21 protein-coding genes and 1 pseudogene are annotated in these 22161 nt (G+C 69.9%); 6 read left to right on the forward strand and 16 right to left on the reverse strand.

Annotation, left to right across the window (positions count from 1 at the left end; genetic code table 11):
- Positions 1-89: 89 nt before the first annotated feature.
- Complete coding sequence (locus FBY35_RS32415; RefSeq protein WP_142217484.1) at positions 90-1295, forward strand: LCP family protein; 1206 nt, start codon at positions 90-92, stop codon at positions 1293-1295.
- A 138-nt stretch (positions 1296-1433) separates the two neighbouring features.
- Here FBY35_RS32415 and FBY35_RS32420 read toward each other — a convergent pair whose 3' ends face one another.
- On the reverse strand, positions 1434-2591 hold the full coding sequence (locus FBY35_RS32420) for an acyl-CoA dehydrogenase (protein ID WP_142217485.1): 1158 nt from the start codon (positions 2589-2591) through the stop codon (positions 1434-1436).
- Positions 2592-2780: 189 nt separating this feature from the next.
- Between FBY35_RS32420 and FBY35_RS32425 the strand changes: the two genes are divergently transcribed.
- On the forward strand, positions 2781-4124 hold the full coding sequence (locus FBY35_RS32425; protein ID WP_142217486.1) for a UDP-glucose/GDP-mannose dehydrogenase family protein: 1344 nt from the start codon (positions 2781-2783) through the stop codon (positions 4122-4124).
- A gap of 162 nt (positions 4125-4286) precedes the next feature.
- On the opposite strand, the gene FBY35_RS32430 is transcribed toward FBY35_RS32425, so the two are convergent.
- Positions 4287-4805, reverse strand: coding sequence for a CGNR zinc finger domain-containing protein (locus FBY35_RS32430; protein ID WP_142217487.1), 519 nt, complete (start codon positions 4803-4805; stop codon positions 4287-4289).
- 88 nt (positions 4806-4893) lie between these two features.
- Between FBY35_RS32430 and FBY35_RS32435 the strand changes: the two genes are divergently transcribed.
- Complete coding sequence (locus tag FBY35_RS32435) at positions 4894-5256, forward strand: VOC family protein (protein ID WP_142217488.1); 363 nt, start codon at positions 4894-4896, stop codon at positions 5254-5256.
- A gap of 37 nt (positions 5257-5293) precedes the next feature.
- On the opposite strand, the gene FBY35_RS32440 is transcribed toward FBY35_RS32435, so the two are convergent.
- The 4 genes from FBY35_RS32440 to FBY35_RS32455 form a co-directional block, all read right to left on the reverse strand.
- Positions 5294-6373: a dipeptidase gene (locus FBY35_RS32440; protein ID WP_142217489.1), complete on the reverse strand. Its 1080-nt coding sequence runs from the start codon at positions 6371-6373 to the stop codon at positions 5294-5296.
- A 144-nt stretch (positions 6374-6517) separates the two neighbouring features.
- Positions 6518-7714 carry a dipeptidase gene (locus tag FBY35_RS32445; protein ID WP_142217490.1) on the reverse strand — a complete coding sequence of 399 codons (1197 nt, stop codon included), beginning with the start codon at positions 7712-7714 and terminating at the stop codon, positions 6518-6520.
- Positions 7715-7720: 6 nt separating this feature from the next.
- Positions 7721-8242, reverse strand: coding sequence for a 5-(carboxyamino)imidazole ribonucleotide mutase (purE, locus tag FBY35_RS32450; RefSeq protein WP_142217491.1), 522 nt, complete (start codon positions 8240-8242; stop codon positions 7721-7723).
- The gene (locus tag FBY35_RS32455; protein WP_142217492.1) at positions 8239-9402 is read right to left on the reverse strand and encodes a 5-(carboxyamino)imidazole ribonucleotide synthase; all 1164 of its coding nucleotides are present in this window, start codon (positions 9400-9402) and stop codon (positions 8239-8241) included. The genes purE and FBY35_RS32455 overlap by 4 nt, the downstream gene beginning before the upstream one ends.
- A gap of 147 nt (positions 9403-9549) precedes the next feature.
- Between FBY35_RS32455 and FBY35_RS32460 the strand changes: the two genes are divergently transcribed.
- Positions 9550-10059 carry a GtrA family protein gene (locus tag FBY35_RS32460; RefSeq protein WP_142217493.1) on the forward strand — a complete coding sequence of 170 codons (510 nt, stop codon included), beginning with the start codon at positions 9550-9552 and terminating at the stop codon, positions 10057-10059.
- 19 nt (positions 10060-10078) lie between these two features.
- On the opposite strand, the gene FBY35_RS32465 is transcribed toward FBY35_RS32460, so the two are convergent.
- Both FBY35_RS32465 and FBY35_RS32470 read right to left on the reverse strand, forming a co-directional pair.
- Positions 10079-11344 (reverse strand): ATP-binding protein, encoded by a 1266-nt coding sequence (locus FBY35_RS32465; RefSeq protein WP_142217494.1) that lies wholly within the window; start codon positions 11342-11344, stop codon positions 10079-10081.
- A gap of 344 nt (positions 11345-11688) precedes the next feature.
- Positions 11689-12366 (reverse strand): response regulator transcription factor, encoded by a 678-nt coding sequence (locus tag FBY35_RS32470; protein WP_186357118.1) that lies wholly within the window; start codon positions 12364-12366, stop codon positions 11689-11691.
- A gap of 463 nt (positions 12367-12829) precedes the next feature.
- Here FBY35_RS32470 and FBY35_RS32475 point away from each other — a divergent pair, with 463 nt between their 5' ends.
- Positions 12830-14341 (forward strand): peptide MFS transporter, encoded by a 1512-nt coding sequence (locus FBY35_RS32475; protein WP_142217496.1) that lies wholly within the window; start codon positions 12830-12832, stop codon positions 14339-14341.
- Positions 14342-14416: 75 nt separating this feature from the next.
- On the opposite strand, the gene FBY35_RS32480 is transcribed toward FBY35_RS32475, so the two are convergent.
- The 6 genes from FBY35_RS32480 to FBY35_RS32505 all read right to left on the reverse strand — a co-directional run bounded on the left by FBY35_RS32480 (position 14417) and on the right by FBY35_RS32505 (position 19638).
- Entirely contained in the window at positions 14417-15730 is a 1314-nt protein-coding gene (locus tag FBY35_RS32480; RefSeq protein WP_142218289.1) for a hypothetical protein, read from the reverse strand.
- A gap of 14 nt (positions 15731-15744) precedes the next feature.
- Positions 15745-16869, reverse strand: coding sequence for a neocarzinostatin apoprotein domain-containing protein (locus tag FBY35_RS32485; RefSeq protein WP_142218290.1), 1125 nt, complete (start codon positions 16867-16869; stop codon positions 15745-15747).
- 2 nt (positions 16870-16871) lie between these two features.
- Entirely contained in the window at positions 16872-17774 is a 903-nt protein-coding gene (locus FBY35_RS32490; protein ID WP_142217497.1) for a hypothetical protein, read from the reverse strand.
- A 3-nt stretch (positions 17775-17777) separates the two neighbouring features.
- On the reverse strand, positions 17778-18443 hold the full coding sequence (locus FBY35_RS32495) for a peptidase (protein ID WP_142217498.1): 666 nt from the start codon (positions 18441-18443) through the stop codon (positions 17778-17780).
- Between the two features lie 174 nt (positions 18444-18617).
- The gene (locus FBY35_RS32500; protein ID WP_142217499.1) at positions 18618-19112 is read right to left on the reverse strand and encodes an ATP-binding protein; all 495 of its coding nucleotides are present in this window, start codon (positions 19110-19112) and stop codon (positions 18618-18620) included.
- A gap of 157 nt (positions 19113-19269) precedes the next feature.
- Positions 19270-19638, reverse strand: coding sequence for an STAS domain-containing protein (locus FBY35_RS32505; RefSeq protein ID WP_142217500.1), 369 nt, complete (start codon positions 19636-19638; stop codon positions 19270-19272).
- A gap of 329 nt (positions 19639-19967) precedes the next feature.
- On the opposite strand from FBY35_RS32505, the gene FBY35_RS32510 reads away from it, so the two are divergent.
- Complete coding sequence (locus FBY35_RS32510; RefSeq protein WP_186357171.1) at positions 19968-20864, forward strand: RNA polymerase sigma factor SigF; 897 nt, start codon at positions 19968-19970, stop codon at positions 20862-20864.
- Between the two features lie 140 nt (positions 20865-21004).
- On the opposite strand, the gene FBY35_RS32515 is transcribed toward FBY35_RS32510, so the two are convergent.
- Both FBY35_RS32515 and FBY35_RS37570 read right to left on the reverse strand, forming a co-directional pair.
- Complete coding sequence (locus tag FBY35_RS32515; RefSeq protein ID WP_142217502.1) at positions 21005-21802, reverse strand: polysaccharide deacetylase family protein; 798 nt, start codon at positions 21800-21802, stop codon at positions 21005-21007.
- 64 nt (positions 21803-21866) lie between these two features.
- Positions 21867-22057: pseudogene (locus FBY35_RS37570) on the reverse strand (cellulose biosynthesis protein CelD); the annotation flags it as partial.
- Between the last annotated feature and the right edge of the window lie 104 nt (positions 22058-22161).

The following is a 22161-nucleotide window of genomic DNA, read 5'->3' on the forward strand; positions in this document are numbered from 1 at the left end:
GGGCCGCATTGCATCAGCTTGGCAACAGCCCTGACCCTATTCCCCACCCGCTCTGTGAGGCACAGGCCCCGGCCTGCACACTGGTCCGCATGAATGAATGGCCCGATGGATACGGACGCGGCAGCCAGGCCGAGCCCGAGGGCGCTCGCGCGATGCGCCACGTGCAGCGACGACCGGTCCCGCAGCAACAGTCGCAGGGGTACGACGACGGTTACGACGCCCCCTACGACAGCGGCTACAACACGGGCCAGGTCTACGGAGGCCAGGGCGGCGGAAACGGCGGACCCCCGCAGGGCTACGCACCCCAGGCCGGCCCCGACTGGCGCCGACGGCTCAAGATCGGCTCGCTGACGCTGGTCGTCCTGCTGCTCGCGGTGTCCATAGGCACGTATTTCTGGGCCGATTCCAAGCTCAAGCGCGAGGTCGACCTCTCGAAGGTCATCGAGCGCCCCGGCGCCGGCGAGGGCACGAACTATCTGATCGTGGGCTCCGACAGCCGTGAGGGCATGTCGGAGGAGGAGAAGAAGAAGCTCCACACGGGCTCCGCCGAAGGCAAGCGGACCGACTCGATGATGATCCTGCACGACGGCGACAACGGCCCGACGCTGATCTCGCTGCCGCGCGACTCCGACGTGGAGATCCCCTCCTTCAAGGGCTCCCAGTCCGGCAAGCTCTTCCCCGCGAAGGGCCGCCACACCAAGCTGAACGCGGCGTACGCGGAGGACGGCCCCGAGCTGCTCGTCCGCACGGTCGAGTTCAACACGGGCCTGCACATCGACCACTACGTCGAGATCGGCTTCGCCGGCTTCGCGAACATCGTGGACGCGATAGGCGGCGTGGAGATCGACATCCCCAAGGCCTTCAAGGACAAGAACTCGGGCGCGGACTTCCAGGCGGGCAAGCAGACGCTGGACGGCGAGCAGTCGCTTGCGTTCGTACGGACGCGGTACGCCTTCGCCCAGAGCGACCTGGACCGTACGAAGAACCAGCAGAAGTTCCTCGCGGCGCTGGCCAGCCAGACGGCGACGCCGGGCACGATCCTCAACCCGTTCAAGTTCTACCCGACGATGGGCGCGGGCCTGGACACCCTGATCGTGGACAAGGACATGTCCCTGTGGTCGCTCGGCCAGATGTTCTTCGCGATGAAGGGCGTCACGGGCGGCGACGGCACGTCGATGAACATGCCGATCTCGGGCAGCCGGGGCGGCAACCTGGTCTGGGACAAGAGCAAGGTGAAGCAGCTCGTCGAGCAGCTGAAGAACGACGACAAGGTCACGGTCACTTCGGACCGCTGACGCCCTGCCCCGGACGCTCCACTCCGATCTCGGACCTCACGAGGCAGCCCTGGGCTGCCTCGTGAAGCGACCGGCGTGCGAACGGCCCCCGGTGTGCGGCGTTTCTAGGGGCCGTGGCGTGCGTCGTGCGAGAGGGCCTTACGGCAGGTTCCTTGCCATCACGATCCGCTGGACCTGATTCGTGCCTTCATAAATCTGGGTGATCTTGGCGTCGCGCATCATGCGCTCCACGGGGTAGTCACGCGTGTAGCCGTAGCCGCCGAGCAGTTGGACCGCGTCCGTCGTGACCTCCATGGCGACGTCGGAGGCGAAGCACTTGGCCGCGGCGCCGAAGAAGGTCAGGTCCCCGTCGACACGCTCCGACTTGGCGGCCGCGGAATAGGTGAGCTGGCGGGCGGCCTCAAGCTTCATGGCCATGTCGGCGAGCATGAACTGCACGCCCTGGAAGTCCGCGATCGGCTTGCCGAACTGCTTGCGCTCCTGGACGTACCCCTTGGCGTAGTCCAGCGCGCCCTGGGCGATGCCGAGCGCCTGGGCCGCGATGGTGATGCGGGTGTGGTCCAGGGTCTTCATCGCGGTGGCGAAGCCGGTGCCCTCCTCGCCGATCATGCGGTCCGCGGGGATACGGACGTTGTCGAGGTAGACCTCGCGGGTCGGGGAGCCCTTGATGCCGAGCTTCTTCTCCGGGGCGCCGAAGGAGACGCCCTCGTCGGACTTCTCGACGACGAAGGCCGAGATGCCCTTGGAGCGCTTCTCGGGGTCGGTGACGGCCATCACCGTGTAGTACTCCGAGACACCGGCGTTGGTGATCCAGCGCTTCACGCCGTTGAGCACCCAGAAGTCGCCGTCACGGACGGCCTTCGTCTTCATGCCCGCCGCATCCGAGCCGGCGTCCGGCTCGGAGAGGCAGTACGAGAACATCGCGTCCCCCTGGGCGAGCGGGCCCAGGTACTTCTTCTTCAGGTCCTCGGAGCCGGAGAGGATCACCGGGAGCGAGCCGAGCTTGTTCACCGCGGGGATGAGGGAGGAGGAGGCGCAGACGCGCGCGACCTCTTCGATGACTATCACGGTGGCCAGCGCGTCGGCGCCCGCGCCGCCGAACTCCTCGGGGACGTGGACCGCGTGCAGGTCGGCGGAGACGAGCGCGTCCAGCGCCTCCTGCGGGAAGCGGGCCTCTTCGTCGACCTCGGCCGCGAACGGAGCGATCTTCGCCTCGGCAAGCGAGCGGATGGCGTCACGGAGCATGTCGTGCTCTTCGGACGGGCGGTACAGGTCGAAATCAGCCGATCCGGCCACTGTCTCTCACTCCCCAGGGAAACGCTAACTACCGTTAAGTAACTCAATTTTAAAGGGCCTGCCGCGCCCAGGCATACGTGACCTTGGCGACAGCGGAAAGCGCTCCCCCTCGGCAGGCCCGGGACCCCGGTGCGGGGCGCGGCTATGCTCGGGCAGGCATTCCCAGCCCGCGATTCACTGGAGCACCGCATGGCCCTCAAGATCACCGTGATCGGCACCGGATATCTCGGCGCCACCCACGCCGCGGCCATGGCTGAACTGGGCTTCGAGGTCCTCGGACTCGATGTCGTGCCCGAGAAGATCGAGATGCTGTCCGCGGGCCGGGTCCCCATGTACGAGCCCGGGCTGGAAGACCTGCTGGCCAGGCATGTCGCCGGGATCGAGGGATCGAGCGGGCGGCTGCGCTTCACGACCTCCTGGGAGGAGATCGGGGAGTTCGGCGACGTCCACTTCGTCTGCGTGAACACCCCGCAGAAGCACGGCGAGTACGCCTGTGACATGTCGTACGTCGACCGTGCCTTCGCCTCGCTCGCGCCCCAGCTGAAGCGGCCCGCCCTGGTCGTCGGCAAGTCGACCGTACCGGTCGGCAGCGCGGCCCGGCTGGCGACGCTGCTCACCGATCTTGCCCCGGTGGGCGCGGACGCCGAGCTGGCATGGAACCCCGAATTCCTGCGGGAGGGTTTCGCCGTACAGGACACGCTGCACCCCGACCGGATCGTGGTGGGCGTGGAGAGCGAGCGTGCGGAGAAGCTGCTGCGCGAGGTGTACGCGACGCCGGTGGGCGAGGGTTCGCCGTTCGTGGTGACGGACTTCCCGACCGCCGAGTTGGTGAAGACCTCCGCGAATTCGTTCCTCGCGACGAAGATTTCCTTCATCAACGCGATGGCGGAGGTGTGCGAGGCGGCGGACGGCGATGTTGCGAAGCTCGCCGAAGCCATCGGATACGACGAGCGCATCGGCTCCAAGTTCCTGCGCGCGGGCATCGGCTTCGGCGGCGGCTGCCTGCCCAAGGACATCCGCGCGTTCATGGCCCGCGCCGGTGAGCTGGGCGCCGACCAGGCGCTGACCTTCCTGCGCGAGGTCGACTCGATCAACATGCGGCGCCGCGGTCACATGGTGGAGCTGGCGCGGGAGGCCGTGGGCGGCGGGTCGTTCCTGGGCAAGCGGGTGGCCGTGCTGGGGGCGACGTTCAAGCCCGACTCGGACGACGTACGGGACTCGCCCGCGCTGAATGTCGCCGGGCAGATCCACCTGCAGGGCGGTCAGGTCACGGTGTACGACCCCAAGGGCATGGACAACGCGCGACGGCTGTTCCCGACCCTCGGGTACGCGGACACGGCGCTGGACACGGTCCGGGGGGCGGACGTGGTACTGCACCTGACCGAGTGGCGCGAGTTCCGCGAGCTGGACCCGGCGGCGCTGGGCCAGGTCACGTCGAGCCGGATCGTGCTGGACGGGCGGAATGCGCTGGACGCGGTGAAGTGGCGCGAGGCGGGCTGGACGTACCGGGCGATGGGCCGCCCGCGGGCGTAGCGGCAACCACACCGCCGGACGGAGTCCGGCACAGCCGCGCGAAGCCCGTGAGGCGCCCCGGCGCCGAACGGTGCGAGCACGGCGTCAAGAATCGGTCGTACCGGGCGATGGGCCGCCCGCCGGCGTAGGCTCGGCCTCGGCGCACAAACCGCGGACGGGCTTTCAGCCCTGGGAAGACGCCCTGCCCCGAGCCCGGTACGTGCGCATCTTGGCGCGGGCGCCGCAGACCGACATCGAGCACCAGCGGCGCCGGCCGCCCGGGCTGCGGTCGTAGTACACCCACCGGCAGTCCTCCGCCTCGCACGCCTTCAGGCGGGCCCATGTCCCGTCGGCGGCCGCGGCGGCGAGCGCATCGGCGATGCGGGAGACAAGCGCGTCCGGGTCCGCCGGGCGAAGTGCGGCGGTGCCGTCGTCTGCGACGGTGACGTACAGCGGCGCCTCGGCCAGGAGTTCGTCGAGCGCGGCCGGCGAACGCTCCGGCCGGTGACCTGCGTGCGCGAGGCAGGCGGCGCGCAGGGCCTCACGCAGCTCGCGCACGGCGGGCACGTCAGGTTCGGCGAGACCGAAGGCGGCGCGGCCGTCCGCCGTGTCGAGGGAATCGGCGCCGGTCTCGACGTCGAGCGTGTTCACCAGGGCCGCGACGAGCGCGAGGCCTCCGGGCGCGGTTTCCCTCTCATTCATGGTTGCGACGTTACCTCCGATGCGGCAGCATGAAGTAACCGTTACCGGTTGAGCCGTTTCAACAGTAACTCCCACTCGAGGAGGAGCCATGGCCGTCGCCACCCTTCAGACCGTCGTGCTGGACTGTCCCGACCCCGTCGCACTCGCCCGTTTCTACGCAAGCGTGCTCGGCGGTGAGATCGAGGAGGACGGCGACGGCTGGGTGTCTCTCGGGGGTGCTGCCGGAACGCCGCTGTCGTTCCAGGTCTCGCCCGGTTTTGTACCGCCGAAGTGGCCCGCGCCGGACGCCTCGCAGCAGTTCCATCTCGACCTGACAGTGGACGACCTGGACACGGCGGAGAAGGAAGTACTGGCGCTGGGCGCGAAGACGCTGGACGCGGATGACCGGGCGCGGTCGTGGCGGGTGTACGCCGACCCGGCCGGGCACCCGTTCTGCCTCTGCGCCTGCTGAGAGGGCACGCACACCACAGCACAGCGCGCCTCGCGGCTCACCCGTCGTGCGGTGTCGGCTTCGCCGTCGACGGGGGCCGCCGTGCCTGGATCGCGCGGGAGACGAATTCCGCGTCTCTGAGCACCCTGGACACGTTCGTCCAGGTCAGGGCCTCGATATCGGCCTGCGGCCAGTCGCGGTCCAGGAGTTCGGCGATCAGACGCGGGAAGCAGGACACGTCCGCCAGGCCGGGCGCGTGCGGGGAGCCCGTGTCGTAGGCGCCGGTCAGGGCCACGGACTGCGGGCCCGCCGTCTCGCGGACATGGTCCAGGCGGTTCGCCGTCTCGCGGATCGAGGCGCCCGTACAGGCGACCATGCACACACCGCGGTTGGCGCGCAGCTGGCGCAGCACGTCGTCCGGGATCTGCTCGGGGTGGTGCGAGATGACGACCGGGGCCTTGGCCACCACGAGCGCCCGGCGCATCGTTTCCAGCGTGCAGCCGGAGAGGTCGACGAGGACGCCGAGACGGTTCATCTCACGGACGACCTCCTGGCCGAAGGGGGTCAGTCCGTCGCGCTGTGTCCAGCGGGTGCCCGCGAGCGTGACGCTGCGAACGCCCAGTGCGTGATACGCGCGCAGCGTGGCGAGCGAGTCGCCGAGGGCCGGGCCCGCCACCGGGCCGAGCAGGGCGGCTATACGGCCGCAGTTGCGTGCGTCGGCCATGTCGCCCGCGCTCAGGGCCAGGCGCAGTCCCTCGGGGCACTCGGCCACCAGGGCGCGGACCAGGTCGATTTGTTCCAGCGTCGCCGTCACCGCACGGTCCCCCGTGGGCTCGCCGCGCACATGCAGGGACCAGAACTGCGCGCCCACCCCGCCGTCCCGCAGCCGCGGTATGTCCGTCTCCAGCAGGCGCTCGCCGTCCTCGATGTCGTACGAGGGGATGTCCCGCAGCGCCAGGCCGAGCCCGCTGCAGCCGTCGGCTATCGGGTGCGCGGCGAGGAGTTCCCGTGCGCGCTCCAGGCTTCCGGCGGCCGGGTCGGCGGGCTCGGACGGCGGCTCTCTGCGCGGCGGCGCCACATCGTCGACGCTCCCGACGGCTACGGTCTCGGCCTGGGGGTCGTTCTGCAGATCTGCCATGGGTGCTCCGAGCGTCGACGGCGGTGCCGTTGGATCAACCGTGGCACGGGAGCGGCGAGGCTTCACGGCAGGTGGTGCGTTCGGGGGTACGGGACCGGGTGCGGGCGAAACCAGCACCCGCCCCGCACCCCCGGCCGGCCCGGGTCAGCCGTCGAGCTGCTCGATCGTCGCGTTCGAGGGACCGCGCTCCGCCTGGAGGCCGCGGGCGACATCCTCCGCCGCACGCAGGGTGCGGACCGCGTTCTGCCAGGTCAGCTTTGCGAGGTCCGAGGCGGACCAGCCCCGGCCGAGCAGTTCCGCTATCAGGTTCGGATAGCCGGCGACATCCTCGAGACCGGCCGGGGTGAAGGCCGTCCCGTCGAAGTCGCCGCCGATGCCGATGTGGTCGACGCCGGCCACCTCGCGCATGTGGTCCAGGTGGTCGGCGACCGTCGCCACGGTCGCCACCGGACGCGGGCTGGCCGCCTCGAACGCGGCGTGGACCTTCATCGCCTCCGGCGAGGTGTCCAGTGGGTGCAGGCCGTGCGCCTCCATGTTCTCGTCCGCGGCGCGGGTCCAGTCGACCGCCTCGGGCAGGATGAACTTGGGCACGAACGTGGCCATCGCGACGCCGCCGTTCGCCGGCATCCGCTCCAGCACGTCGTCCGGGATGTTGCGTACGTGGTCGCAGATCGCCCGGGCCGAGGAGTGCGAGAAGACGACCGGCGCGACCGTGGTGGCGAGCGCGTCGCGCATGGTGGAGGGGGCGACGTGCGAGAGGTCGACGAGCATGCCGATGCGGTTCATCTCCCGCACGACTTCGTGGCCGAAGGCCGACAGGCCGCCCACGCCGACCTCGTCGGTCGCCGAGTCCGCCCAGGCGATGTTGTCGTTGTGGGTGAGGGTCATGTAGCGCACGCCCAGTGCGTACAACGCCCGCAGCGTGCCGAGGGAGTTGTTGATCGAGTGGCCGCCCTCGGCGCCCATGAGGGAGGCGATACGGCCCTCGCCGCGCGCCTTCTCGATGTCGTCCGCGCTCAGCGCGGCGGCGAGGTCTGCCGGATGCCGTTCGAGCAGCTGGCGCACCCCGTCGATCTGCTCCAGGGTCGCGGTGACCGCGTCGTCGCCGTCCATGTCGCTGCGTACGTACACGGACCAGAACTGCGCGCCGACGCCGCCTTTGCGCAGCCGGGGGATGTCGGTGTGCAGCTCGCCGGTCCGGTCACCGGCGATGTCCATGCGGTTCAGGTCGTAGCGGACGCGCTCGCGCAGCGCCCAGGGCAGGTCGTTGTGGCCGTCGACGACCGGGTGGGACGCGAGCAGCTCGCAGGCCTGGCTGAGGTGGTCCGTGGGGGATTCCATTCGCTGTTACTTCCCGAAGCCGAAGGAGTCCGCACCTGCGACCTTGGTGCGCAGCCTCTTGCCCTTCTCGGTCGCCTGGTCGTTCAGCTCCTGCTGGAACTCCCGCATACGGGCGAGGAGTTCATCGTCGTGCGTGGCCAGGATCCGGGCCGCGAGCAGGCCCGCGTTGCGGGCGCCGGCGACCGAGACCGTGGCGACGGGCACACCCGCGGGCATCTGCACGATCGACAGCAGCGAGTCCATGCCGTCGAGGTACTTCAGCGGTACGGGGACGCCGATCACCGGGAGCGGGGTGACGGAGGCGAGCATGCCGGGAAGGTGGGCGGCTCCCCCGGCGCCCGCGATGATCGCCTTGAGGCCGCGGTCGGCTGCCCGCTCTCCGTACGCGATCATTTCGCGCGGCATCCTGTGCGCGGAGACGACGTCGACCTCGTATGCGATCTCGAACTCGTCCAGGGCCTGCGCGGCGGCCTCCATGACGGGCCAGTCGGAGTCGGACCCCATGACAATGCCAACGACAGGGCTCATTCGATGATCGTTCCTCTGAGATAGCCGGCTGCGTGACGGGCGCGCTCGAGCGCGTCGTCCAGATCGTCGCCGTAGGTGTTGACGTGCCCCACCTTGCGGCCGGGCTTGACGTCCTTGCCGTACATGTGGATCTTCAGCTGCGGGTCGCGGGCCATGCAGTGCAGATACGCCTGGTACATGTCCGGGTAGTCGCCGCCGAGGACGTTGGCCATCACCGTCCACCTGGCCCGCGGGCGCGGGTCGCCCAGCGGCAGGTCGAGCACCGCCCGGACATGGTTGGCGAACTGCGAGGTGACCGCGCCGTCCTGGGTCCAGTGGCCGGAGTTGTGCGGGCGCATCGCGAGCTCGTTGACCAGGATGCGGCCGTCGGTCGTCTCGAACAGCTCGACCGCGAGATGGCCGACGACGCCGAGCGCGGCGGCGACGCGCAGGGCGAGCTCCTGAGCCCGGCCCGCGAGCTCAGGGTCCAGGCCGGGCGCGGGTGCGATCACCGTGTCGCAGACGCCGTCGACCTGCCGGGACTCGACCACGGGATAGGCGACGGCCTGGCCGTGCGGGGAGCGGACGATGTTCGCCGCAAGCTCGCGGGTGAAGTCGACCTTCTCCTCGGCGAGGACGGGGACACCCGCCTTGAAGGGGGCCTCGGCGTCGGCCTGCGTACGCACGAACCAGACGCCCTTGCCGTCGTAGCCGCCGCGCACGGTCTTGAGGATGACGGGGAAGCCGTCGCCCTCCTCCGCGAACGCCGTCACATCGGCGGGGTCCGTGACGATGCGGTGGCGCGGGCAGGGCGCGCCGAGCTCGTCGAGCTTCGCGCGCATCACGCCCTTGTCCTGCGCGTGCACCAGGGCGCCGGGTCCGGGACGGACGGGGATGCCGTCCGCCTCCAGGGCCCACAGGTGCTCGATCGGGACATGCTCATGATCGAACGTGAGCACGTCGCACCCCCGCGCGAACTCACGCAGCGTGTCCAGGTCGCGATAGTCGCCGATGACGACATCGCCGACCACCTGGGCCGCGGAATCCTGCGGGGTGTCACTGAGGAGCTTGAATCTGATGCCGAGGGGGATGCCCGCCTCGTGGGTCATACGGGCGAGCTGGCCGCCGCCGACCATGCCGACTACCGGGAACGTCACCCTCCTAGGGTATCCGCCGCCCAGACTCTCCCTGCCGCCCGCGGTGCCCGGCCGGGGTCGGCCGTGTCACAGCCTCGCCACATGGTTGTGGACGTCCAGGGGCGGGGGCGAGGGCGGGTGGTTAGCATGGCTGCGTTGACGCTGCCGAAACGATGGGGCTGAACTCTCACTATGAGTGAACGAGGCGGTGCGCTGCGCGGGCAGCTCGATCAGCTGTTCCGCGAAGTCGCCAAGTTCGGAGCGGTGGGCGGTGCGGGGCTGCTCGTCAACCTCGCGGTCTTCAACCTCGTACGTCACACCACCCAGATCCCCGTGGTGCGGGCGTCGATATTGGCCACCGTCATCGCGATCGCCTTCAACTACGTGGGCTTTCGCTACTTCACCTACCGCGACCGCGACAAGAGCGGGCGCACCAAGGAACTCACGCTCTTTCTGCTGTTCAGCGTGGTCGGCCTGGTGATCGAGAACGGCATTCTGTACGCGGCGACCTACGGCTTCGGCTGGGACAGCCCGCTGCAGAGCAACGTGTTCAAGTTCCTCGGCATCGGCATCGCGACGCTGTTCCGCTTCTGGTCCTACCGCACCTGGGTCTTCCGGGCGCTGCCCGCGCGCGAAGCCGTGCACACGGCGGAATCGTTCCTGGGGCCGCGGCGGCCTGAGCCGGACCGCGTCGGGCGCTGACCCCCCTGCGCCGTCCGCTTCAGCGGACCGTGGGCGGGCTGTCGTTGCGGCGGCGCGCCACCCGGCTCAGGAACAGCGCAAAGACCGGCGGATGCTGCTGGAGCAGCTCCAGCCGGCCACCGTCCGCCTCGGCCAGATCACGGGCCACGGCCAGTCCGATGCCGGTGGAATTGCGGCCGCTGATGGTCCGCTCGAAGATCCGCGCGCCGAGGTCGGCAGGGACACCCGGGCCCTCGTCGGTCACCTCGACCACGGCCTGGTTTCCGGTGACACGGGTCCGTAGCGCGACCGTTCCCCCACCGTGCATGAGCGAGTTCTCGATCAGTGCGGCGAGCACCTGGGCGACCGCGCCCGGGGTGCCGACGGCCCGCATGCCCTGCTTTCCCGAGCAGACGATGGCGCGGCCCGCGCTGCGGTAGGCCGGGCGCCACTCCTCCAGCTGCTGTTTGACCACCTCGTCGAGGTCGAAGACGACGGCGGAGCCGGTACGGGGGTCGCGGGAGTTCGTGAGCAGCCGCTCCACCACGTCGGTGAGCCGCTCCACCTGCGCGAGCGCGATGCTCGCCTCCTCCTTCACCGTGTCCGGGTCGTCGGTGAGGGTGATCTCCTCCAGCCGCATGGAGAGCGCGGTCAGCGGCGTACGGAGCTGATGGGAGGCGTCGGCGGCGAGCCGGCGCTCGGCGGTGAGCATGCGCGCGATGCGCTCGGCGCTGGAGTCGAGGACGTCCGCTACGCGGTCGAGCTCGGGGACGCCGTAGCGCTTGTGGCGGGGGCGCGGGTCGCCGGAGCCGAGACGCTCGGCGGTCTCGGCGAGATCGGTGAGCGGGGAGCCGAGACGGTTCGCCTGGCGTACGGCGAGCAGCACGGCGGCGACGACCGCGAGCAGCGCGACCGCGGCGATGATCAACAGGGTCCGCCCGACCTCGCGCGTCACGGAGGAGCGGGACTCCTCGACGGTGACGCTCTCCTTGCGCTCACCGTGTGCGGTCCCCCGGATGACGCTGCCGGTGGGGCGCTCGCCGATCTCGATCGGCTCGCGGCCGGGGATCTCGATGAGCGCGTACCGCTTGGCGCCGCTCTGCTCGGAGAGAATGTCGGGGTTGACGGGCTCACCGCCGATGAGCCGGCTGTCGACGATGCTGACGAGCCGCAGCGCCTCGGAGTCGACGCTTTCCTGGGCGCTGGAGGAGATGGTGCGGGTCTCGACGAGGACGAGGGAGACACCGAAGACGGCGATGACGACGAGGACGACGGCGAGAGTTGAGGTGATGAGTCGTCGTCTCATGGTCGCCTCCGGCTGCGGTTCTGTTGCGGGTCAGCGGTGCGCGGGCTGAGTCGCGCTTGGGCTGCGGGATTCTCCCTTGCCGCCCGGGCTGCGGTGCGCGGGGGTTCGCCCGCGAGACCCACCACCGGAGAGTAACCACCAACGCCCCCGGCCCACAGCGCCCACGAACCCGGCACAAGCCCCGTCGGGCTCGACTCCTCGGCGTCGGCGGCGAACAGGCCATCCGATTGATCACCCGGTGCTGGCCGCCAATCGCCTGCGGGGACGGCCCTGCACGGCCCCTCCCTGCCGGAACGGTACGGGCTCGGCCCCGCCGGGGTGTGGGAGACAGCCCCACACCTGCTTCAGCTCTTCTCGAAGCGGAAACCCACACCCCGCACCGTCGCGATGTACCTCGGGTTCGCCGCGTCGTCGCCGAGTTTCTTGCGCAGCCAGGAGATGTGCATGTCCAGCGTCTTCGTCGAGGACCACCACGTCGTGTCCCAGACCTCGCGCATCAGCTGATCGCGCGTGACCACCCGGCCCGCGTCCCGGACCAGGACGCGCAGCAGGTCGAACTCCTTTGCCGTGAGCTGCAGTTCCTCGTCGCCCATCCAGGCGCGGTGCGACTCGACGTCGATCCGTACGCCGTGCGTCGCCGGGGCGGGCGAGGGTTCCGAGGCGCCGCGGCGCAGAAGGGCCCGGACCCGGGCGAGCAGTTCGGCGAGGCGGAACGGCTTGGTGACGTAGTCGTCCGCGCCGGCGTCCAGGCCGACGACGGTGTCCACCTCGTCCGCGCGGGCCGTCAGCACGAGGATCGGCACCGTATGGCCTTCGGCGCGCAGGCGTCTCGCGACTTCCAGGCCGTCCATGCCGGGCAGCCCCAGGTCGAGCACGACGAGGTCGACACCGCCCGCAAGTCCGGCGTCCAGCGCGGTCGGGCCGTCCTCGCGGACCTCGACCTCGTAACCCTCCCGGCGCAGGGCGCGGGCCAGCGGCTCCGAGATGGAAGCGTCGTCCTCGGCGAGCAGTACACGGGTCATGGGGTGATGGTAGTCCGCGTGGCGTACGCGTCGTTGCGTGATCGGCAAGGCCTGCGGGTCAATGATGTAATCATGAATACGACCTTCGATTCAGGGCACCTGGTTCCGCGGACGCCTGTGATTCATCTCTCAAGTCCTTCCATATCCGGCACTGTCGTGTCGTATGGTGGCGAGACGCCTGTAGCACGACACGGGACCTTTGGCCTGCACAACCGGCCAAGGGTCTCTTTGCTGCGCGAGGTTGGGTTGCCCGCCTCGATGCAGTGAATGACCTGTGGGCCGGGCCCCGAGCGCGACACAGCGCACGGGCGTGGATCCCGGTGCGGACTGTCCCCCGTCTCCGCCTGCGCGGAGTGAGCCCCGAGGCGTGGGGTGGGACACCTCACCTACCGGTGCCGGCCACCCCCCACCGGGCGCGTACCGCCTACGAAGCAGCGCGTCCCGAGCTAGCAAGGATCGACCCATGGCGTCCAGCCTGACGAAGGACTCGGTTGTCCCCGAGAAGACCTTCCTCGGCCACCCCCGCGGCCTGGCCACACTCTTCATGACCGAGATGTGGGAGCGCTTCTCCTACTACGGAATGCGCGCCCTTCTCGTGCTCTACCTGGTCTCCGGGGGTGCCGACGCGGCAACCGGCAGCCAGGGCGGCGGCCTGGCGATGACCGCGGCCACGGCGTCGGCCATCTACGCCGTCTATGTCTCGATGGTCTACCTCATGGCCATGCCCGGCGGCTGGTTCGGTGACCGCGTCTGGGGCGCTCGCAAGACCGTCACCGTCGCCGGTTTCGTGATCATGGCCGGTCACCTCTCGCTGGCCGTCCCGGGCCAGGCGATGTTCTTCGTCGGCCTGATCCTCGTCGCGGTCGGCTCCGGTCTGCTGAAGGCCAACATCTCCACGATGGTCGGTCACCTCTACGACGGACCGGACGACCCGCGCCGTGACGGTGGCTTCACGATCTTCTACATGGGCATCAACCTCGGTGCGTTCGCGGCACCGCTGGTGATCGGCACCGTCGGCGAGAAGCACAACTGGCACCTCGGCTTCGCGCTCGCCGCGGTCGGCATGGCGCTGGGTCTGGCCCAGTTCCTGATCGGCACCCGGCACCTGAGCGAGAAGAGCAGCGTCGTCCCGAACCCGCTCGACGCCGCGGAGCGCAAGGCCATCCTGCTCAAGGTCGCCTCGGCCGCTGTCGTAATCGCCGGCTTCTACGGCGCCGTGGTCGTGGCGGGCATGTACACCCTGAACTGGGCGCTGGTCCCGCTCACTCTGGCCGGTCTGATCATCCCGATCGCCGTGCTGGTCCGCATCAAGCGTGACAGGAGCCTGAGCACCGTCGAGCAGTCGAAGATGAGCGCCTACATCTGGTTCTTCGTGGCCGCCGCCGTCTTCTGGATGATCTACGACCAGGGCGGCTCCACCCTGTCCCTGTTCGCGGACGGCAAGACCGGTGACAGCCTCTTCGGATTCGACTTCCCGGCCACCTGGTTCCAGTCGCTGAACCCGCTGTTCGTCATGGCGCTGGCCCCGGTCTTCGCCTGGATGTGGCTGTGGCTGGCCCGTAAGAACCAGGAGCCGAGCACCATTGTGAAGTTCGCGATGGCCCTGGTCCTCGTCGGCGGCTCGTTCTTCGTCTTCATCGTGCCGATGGGCATGGCCGGTGACAGCACGAAGGTCAGCCCGATGTGGCTGGTCTCGATCTACATGATCCAGACCATCGCGGAGCTGTGCCTGTCTCCGGTCGGCCTGTCGGTCACCACGAAGATGGCGCCGCAGAAGTACGCGAGCCAGATGATGGGCGTCTGGTTCCTCGCCGTCACGGCCGGTGACTGCGCCACGGGTCTGCTCGCGCTGGCGGGTGTCGACCTGAACGGCACCTCGATCATCGCCATGCAGGCGCTGCTGGCCTCGGCGGCCGGTGTCGCGATCTACATGTACCGCAAGAAGGTCGAGACGCTGATGGGCGACGTCCACTGACGTAGCCCGTACACGTAGGGCAAGGGCCGCCGCACCGGCTTCTTCGGTGCGGCGGCCCTTCGCCGTTTCGATGTCCTAGCGAGTACCGCGCAGCCGGCGCCACGGGGTGAACGTGAAGACCGCGCCGCCCAGCAGGATGACCGTGCCCGCGACCAGGGCCAGGGCACGCAGGGCGCCGTCGTTGTCGGAGCCCGTCTGGGCCAGGCCGCCGCTTGTGCTCGTGCCCCCGTTCGATGCCCCGCCGCCGCCGGTGCCTCCCGACGCGCCGCCGGGCTGGGCCGTTGTGTCGAGTACCAGCGAGGCTTCCGCCGTGCCCTTGACCGTGCACGGGATGCTGATCTTCTGGCCGCCCAGGGTGACGTCGATCGTCAGGGTGCCGGGGCTGAGCGTGGACTTGCCGCCGGCGCCCGGCTTGTAGGTGCCGGTCATGTCGGGCAGGTCTACCGGTTTGCCCTGCTCCAGTGGGTCGGGGTTGGCGGGGCCCGTGACCGGGACGGTGCCCTTGTCGGCGCCGCCGAGAAGGACCGCCATGGAGGGCTTGAGGGCGCCCGCGGGCAGCGCGGCCGGGCTGTTCATGACGCCCTTGGCCGTCTTGACCACGAGGTCGTAACTGCCGCCGTTCTTCTTGGCGTTGATCGTCACCTTGGAGTTGATGCTCGCCGGTCCCGGTGACTTGCACGCGAAGGCGACGGTGACTTCCTTGCCGGGGAAGTCGGTCTGGCCGCCGCCCCCGCCGGAGGTGGAGCCGCCGGAACTCGTCGTGCCGCCGGAGGTCGTTCCGCCGGAAGTGGTCCCGCCGGAAGTGGTCCCGCCCGAGGTGGTTCCTCCCGACGTCGACCCGCCGCTCGTCGTGCCGCCCCCGCCGTCCGTGACCTTGATCGTCGCTGCCGGCTTGACCGTCTCCTTGGGCGTGCACTTGGTGTCGGTCGACATCGGCTTGGAGACGTTGATGTTGTACGCGTCCGGCGTCAGCGTGACCTCGCCCGCCGTGGTCAGCTTGATCTTCCCCTTCATGTCGGACAGCTTCATCGGGCTGTTCTTGGGTATCGGCGGGTTCGAACGCGGCCCCTCCATCGAGATGTTCACGGTCTGCGCCCCGGCCGCCTTCAGCGTGCCGGTCGGCTTCACCGTGTCCTTGTCCAGGTCGAGGATGTCGGGGTTCTTCGAGGCCGCCTCGACGAACTTCCACACCACTTCGACCTCGTCGCCGACCTTCGCCTCCGCGGGCGCGGTGATCTGCACCTTCGTGGTGCCCTGCACGGGTGGCAGCCCCGAGATGGGCGGTGGGATGCACTCCGTCTTGTATGCGACCTCGGCTGCCTGGGCGGGGCTTGCGGCCAGCAGGATCCCCGCACCGCCGAGCATCAGCGCGACTCCGGCCGCGCTCATCCTCCGTTGCGTGCTCACGAATGTCCCTTCGTCGTGGACCGGTTCTCTGACGGTGCGGAGTCAGGTGTGAACCACGGCAGAGCCGCCGTGGTGGTCGTGGTGCTCCTCGGCCCGGGGTTTGGTGGCCTGCGCAGCGATACGGTGCGGTGGCGGCCGCCTCCTCGGGGGCGGGCGCCGGGGCGGACGCGGTCGACGACGGCCATGCCGATACGGAAGACGGCGGCGGGCACGACCACGGCGAGCAGGATCCAGAAGACCGTCACGCCCCAGGGACGGCCGACACCCCACGGCTGTTCGGCGAGCACCTTCGAGCCGTACTTGACCGAGATCTCGTAGTCACCGTGCGCCCCGGCGGAGAGCTGTAGGGGCAGCTTGACCAGGACCTTCTCGCCGGGCGCGATGGTGCCGCGCCACTGCTGCTCCTCCCACTGCGGGGCGAAGACGCCGTGCGCGGTGCCGATCTGGAAGACGGGGTCCTTCACCGGCTCGGACCCCAGGTTGCCGACGGTGAATTCGAGCCTGCGGGACGGCGGGGCTCCGAAGAAGACGAGGATGCCGGAGTCGCCTTCGAGCCGGGTGGCGGCGAGTACCGCGAGCTTTCCGCCGACGGTGGGCTCGGGCAGCGGGGCGGTGGGGTGGCCCGCGACGACGAACGGAGCGTCCACGACGGCCTGTTCACCGGTGACGATGGCCACGTGCACCACGCAGGGGCAGGGTTTGGGCGGCTCGGCGACCGGCATCTTCTTGCTGAAGGCACCCTTGGCGTCGGTGGTGACGGCGCGGCCGTCGGCGTTGGCACAGGCGTTGGTGCCGCCGATGACGCCTTTGCCGGGCGCGGCCTGCCCGCAGATGAGCATCATCAGCAGGGTGTTCGGCCGCCATCCGCTGCCGCTGACGGTGATGTCCCCGCCCTTGCCGGCCTGTGTCTGTGAGAGCTTGACGTCGGGTTTCGCGTCCGCCGCGGCGGCGCGGGGGGCCAGTGGGAGCAGCAGGAAAGGGAGCAGGGCGAGCAGCACGGCCCAGGTCCGCGCGGGGCGGGGCCTGGAGTCTCCCCCACCCCGCCCCTTTCCCGAACCGTGGGCATGCCCCCGGACCCCCGCGGCGTCAGCTTTGTGACGCGGCACGTCGGCTTCGTACATCGTCATGCTCCTGACCTCCCCAAGTGCCGTTCGCTGCCGGTCTGTTCAGGGGCCGGGCCAGGATCCGCAGAGCGTCGGCGGCGCAGAAACCACACCGTGCCGCCCGCCGCCGCGAGCAGCCCGGCCGCGGAGCCCGCCACCGTCCCCCAGGGCACGAACGCCGCCGAGGCCGACCCCTTCGCGTGGGCGTCGCCGGGCGCCGTCGCCTCGATGCGGACCGTCACCGAGTCCAGGGACGGATGATCGCGCCATGTCTCGGTGAGGGTGACGCGCTGGGCGGGGAGGAGTTCCACCGGGAGCGTGCGCGGTGCGCGGCGCAGCACCTCGCCGAAGAGGCCGTCCGCGCGGATCGTCAGGCGCGGGGTCAGGGCGGTGTTGCCGCGGTTGACCAGGGTGTAGTGGATCGCGCCGCCGGAGACCTTCACCTGCTCGACCGTGAGTGCCGCCAGCGTCGGACCGCTGACGCGCAGATGGATCCGTACACCCGCCTCCCGCCCGCCGAAGGCCGCCATGACCGCGCCCGGGTGGTCGCCGGGCAGGGCGCCCGGGGGGACCGTGACCGAGAAGGGGATCTCCGCGCGCGTGCGCGGCGGAACGGTCACGCGCTTCGAGGCCAGCGTGATCCAGGTGCCTGCTCCGTGGGACCCGCGGGCGCCGCGCACGGCGAGCGCCCCGGTCTCGGTGTTGTACGCGTCCGCCGCGCGCAGCCGTACGGTGAGCGGCTTCGTGCCCGGGTTGGTCACGGCCAGCGTGTCCTCCAGCACCGTTCCGGGCACGCCCTCCAGATAGACGTACGGCCGGGCGCCGCCCGGCTGCACCGTCCATGCCGCGTCCGCCGCCCGCGCCGCGGGGGCGCACAGCGCACACAGCAGCGCGGCGAGGCCGACGACGAGGCGCGGCAGCACGGGTCAGCTCGCGGTCCGCTGACCGCGCCTGGTCAGCCAGAGCACTCCCGCGGCCCCGGACAGCAGCACGGTGCCGCCGAGTGTGCCGAGGGCGAGCGCCGAGTCGAGCGGGCCGGTCCTGGGCAGTTCGCCGCCGCCGGACGGTGCGGACTGGGAGCCGGTCGCCGCGGTGACATCGAGGTCCAGGGAGGGCTTCGGGTTGTTCTTGGGTGTGCATGTCGTCGTCGTACCGAGGGCCTTGATGGTCAGCACCCCGGCGGTGAAGGTGACCTTGCCGCTCTTCCTGGGCGTGTAGGTGCCCGACAAGTCACTGATTTTGATGGGGGTGTTGGCGGGGATGGCGGCCGCGTTCGGCGGCCCGGACACCGGGATCGTGCCCGCGTCGGCCCCGCCCAGCTCGATGAGCGCGCTCGGCTTCATCGCGCCCTTGCCGAGTTCCACCGGGCTGGAGGAGACACCCTTCTGGAAGGACATGGTCAGCTGGTAGCCGCTGCCGCCCTTGACGGCCTTGATGTCGATCGGTGAGACCGCGCCTTTCGGCCCGATCGGCGTCTGGCACTGGTAGTCGACGTCCTGGACGCCGGCATGGGCGACGGGGGCGGCCATCAGCACCACCGAGCCCGCCACCGCTGCTGCCAGCGAGAGAGCTGTCCGCTTCTGGTACGACACCTCGAGTTCCCCTCATGCCGGAAGTTACTGCCGGGTGTCGCCGAAGTTACTGACGACACATCAGATCGGGCGCTCAAGGTACGCCTGGGACCTTGGGGAGGGAAGACAAAGAGCACGCCGTATTGACGTGCTCTACAAGAGCTTCAAAACCTGTCGTACACCAACGCGAAAGCGCTACGAAGGAGCGGCGAGGTCCGCCCAGACCGTCTTGCCCGAGGCGCCGGCGACGCGGACAACCCCCCAGTCCAGACAGAGCCGTTGGACGATGAACATCCCGTGTCCGCCCGGCCGGCCCGCCCGGTGGGGGGTGCGCGGCGCGGGCTGGCCCGTGCCGCGGTCCGTGACCTCGAGGCGCAGCACCTTGCCGTCGCAGCCGACCCGCAGTTCCTCCGGGCCCTCAGCGTGCAGGCAGGCGTTGGTGACCAGTTCGGAGACGACGAGCAGCACGTCCTCGGCTGCGGCCCGGCGGTCGGCCGTGGCGGCGGGCAGCCAGCCCCAGTCGTACAGCGCCTGGCGCGTGAAGTCGCGCGCGAGCGGCACTATGCCGCTCGCGCTGCCCAGGGCAAGGATGCGCACCGCATGGCCGGGCACCCCGGAGGAGTCGGCGGCGCCGGCGCCGTTCGGCTCGGGACCGAGGTCGCCCGGCGGTTGCTGCCGGGTGGTGCTCATCAGCGCTTCACCTCACCGATTCACCGATTCGCCATTACTTCAGTACTCAGAGTGCTGGGCCATCAACGTTCTGCGGGGTTCTCCTGCCCTGCCGGATCGTGACAACACCCACGACGCCTGCGCTGTGCGCGTGACGCGGACTACAGGGGGTGGCAACTCAGCCGGAGAGGGCATCTTCGAGCGAGTCGTGCACGGTGAAGACCGCCTCCGCCCCGGTGATCTCGAAAACCCTCGCCACCACGGGCAGCATCCCGGCCAAATGGACCCCTCCCCCGGCCGCTTCCGCCTTCAGCCTGGCACCGAGCAGCACATTGAGTCCGGTGGAATCGCAGAATTCGAGCTGTGAGCAGTCGATGACAAGGCGTGCGCGCCCCTGATCGAGTGCTTCGTCCAAGGGCGCGCGGAGCAAATCGGCGGTGTGGTGATCCAACTCACCCGCCGGTTTCACAACCTCGCTGTGGCCCTCGGTCCGAACCTCGACCTGAAGCCGGCCCCGGTTCGCGCTGCCGACCGTCCCGCGGTCCATGCCCGTCCCTCTTCGCCGTGTCGTTCGCTGCGTCATCACTGCGTTCCCGCCGATGGTGCGCCGGTAAGTCCACCCTGCCGCTCTGTCCGCACAGCACCGTCGAATGACGGCGCCGACGTCGGTCGAACATTACGCCTTCCGTACGTCGCGGGGCCAGCCGAACTCCCTATCAAAACGGGCATATGGCACATATGACACTTGCACCGGTCCACCCGGAGCGGGTAGGGCTAGTAGGGACACAAACAACCACGACCGGCTTTGGAGGCGCCGCTCACCGCAGCGCATGTATTGGCATCGGCAGCCATATGCCGAGAACGATGGAGGAGACCATGTCACCCCGGCTCGACGAAACGCGCATCCCCACCGCGCCGTCGGCACGCCCCACCCCCGCTCCGTCCGCGAGCCCGGACGGCCTCGAACTCGTCGAGGCGCTCCCGGAGATCCCGCCCTACGACGGGATGGGAGCGCTGGACGCGCGAGCCCTGTCCAAGACGCTCTTCGGACGGCTCGAGTCCCTCGAAGAGGGCACCCACGAGCACGCGTACGTGCGCAACACGCTCGTCGAACTCAACCTGGCGCTCGTGAAGTTCGCCGCCTCCCGCTTCCGCTCCCGCAGCGAGCCCATGGAGGACATCATCCAGGTCGGCACGATCGGCCTGATCAAGGCGATCGACCGCTTCGAGCTCAGCCGCGGCGTGGAGTTCCCGACCTTCGCGATGCCGACCATCATCGGTGAGATCAAGCGTTTCTTCCGTGACACCTCGTGGTCGGTGCGGGTACCGCGCCGCCTCCAGGAGCTGCGCCTCGACCTGGCCAAGGCGGGCGACGAGCTCTCCCAGCAGCTCGACCGCTCGCCCACCGTGGGCGAGCTGGCCGAACAGCTGGGCATCAGCGACAGCCAGGTCGTCGAGGGCATGGCGGCGAGCAACGCGTACACCGCGAGCTCGCTCGACGCCCAGCCCGAGGAGGACGACAGTGAGGGCGCGCTGGCCGACCGCATCGGCTACGAGGACCACGGTCTCGAAGGCATCGAGTACGTCGAGTCGCTGAAGCCGTTGATTGCAGGCCTTCCGCCACGGGACCGCAAGATTCTCTCCCTGCGCTTCGTCGCGAACATGACACAGTCGGAGATCGGCGAGGAACTGGGCATCTCACAGATGCATGTGTCCCGGCTGCTGTCGCGCACTCTGGTCAAGCTCAGGGACGCCCTGACGCTGGAGGAGTAGCCGCACGCACCGCCAGGACGCATCGCGGGGACGCTTGCCACAGACGCAGGAAGGGTCCGTTCCCTCGCGGAATGGCCCCTTCCCCGTTATTCACGGGGCAGTCCCGATCGGTAACCGGGCCAGCCCCCTGAACCGGGGCGTCAGCCCGCGAAGACCGGGCCCTTGATGCGGGCGCGGGCGCGCCGGTAGATCCGCCACCCCACCGTCGGCAGCGAGTCGGGGAACGGCGCGACGGGCGCGCCCCGCCCGTCCATCCACGCCTCGATGTCCGCCACCGTGTGGCTGCGGCGCAGGATGAGGCGGGCGATGCGGTAGGACTCGTCGGTCTCGGAGCTCAGCGCATGGCGGACGGCGACCGCGGAGGCGTAGCCCGCGCGGAGGGCGGACCTGCGGACGGCCGGGCTGTTGTAGCCGTGCGGATAGGCGAGATGCGCCACCTCGTGGCCGAGGACGTCCTCGAGCACCGCCTTGGGCTCGCGCAGTTCACGGTGCAGCGCCTTCGCCGGAAGTGTGTCCAGCTGCGGGTGCGTGATGGTGTGGGCGCCGACCTCCATGCCGTACTCCTCCAGGAGCGGTGCCTGGGAAAGCTTCATCATCGGCGCGGGCGGCAGCAGACTGCGCCGCCCCGGAGTGACGGCGCCGGTGGTGAGATACGCGGTCGCGGGCAGGGCGCGGGCGGCCAGCGCCTCGGCAGTGGGGCCCGGCAGATCGGCGAAACCGTCGTCGAAGGTCAGGACCACGGGCCGGTCCGGCAGCGGGGAGCGGCCCGCGAGGTGGTTGGCCAGCGCGCTGATGGCTACGGGCGTGCGGCCGCTGGCCACGACGGCGTCCAGCTGCGTGCCGAAGTCCCGTGGTGTGACGGTGAATTCGGCGATCCAGTCGGGCGGGTCGTCCATCACGGCGTGGTAGAGCAGTACGGGAATCGGGGGCGTCGTCATGTGTCCCCCCGGGGCTTGTGCCGCTGGTCCCACGGCAGCGGTACGCCGCGGACCCGCGGCGTTACTTCCACTCCATGAGCGTACGCAGCGCGGCCGGGTCTCGCTCGTCGAAGACGAACCGCACCTCGCGCGTCCTTCCGCCCCCAGCCTGCGCTCCTTGGCCGGGGTGTTCTCGAGGAACGTGGGCGACCGGGCGCGCAGCAGCTGTTCGTACGCGGCGCACCCCGCGCCGACGTCGATGACCGGGGAGGCGAACCCGTCGTGCCGCCTCCGGCTGGACAACGCCGTTCTTGTGGCGGATCCGTGAAGGAACGGGATTGGGGCGGCATCGGCAAAGTGACGGGAGTTGCACAACTGGC

Source organism: Streptomyces sp. SLBN-118, from assembly GCF_006715635.1.
Classification (GTDB): domain Bacteria; phylum Actinomycetota; class Actinomycetes; order Streptomycetales; family Streptomycetaceae; genus Streptomyces.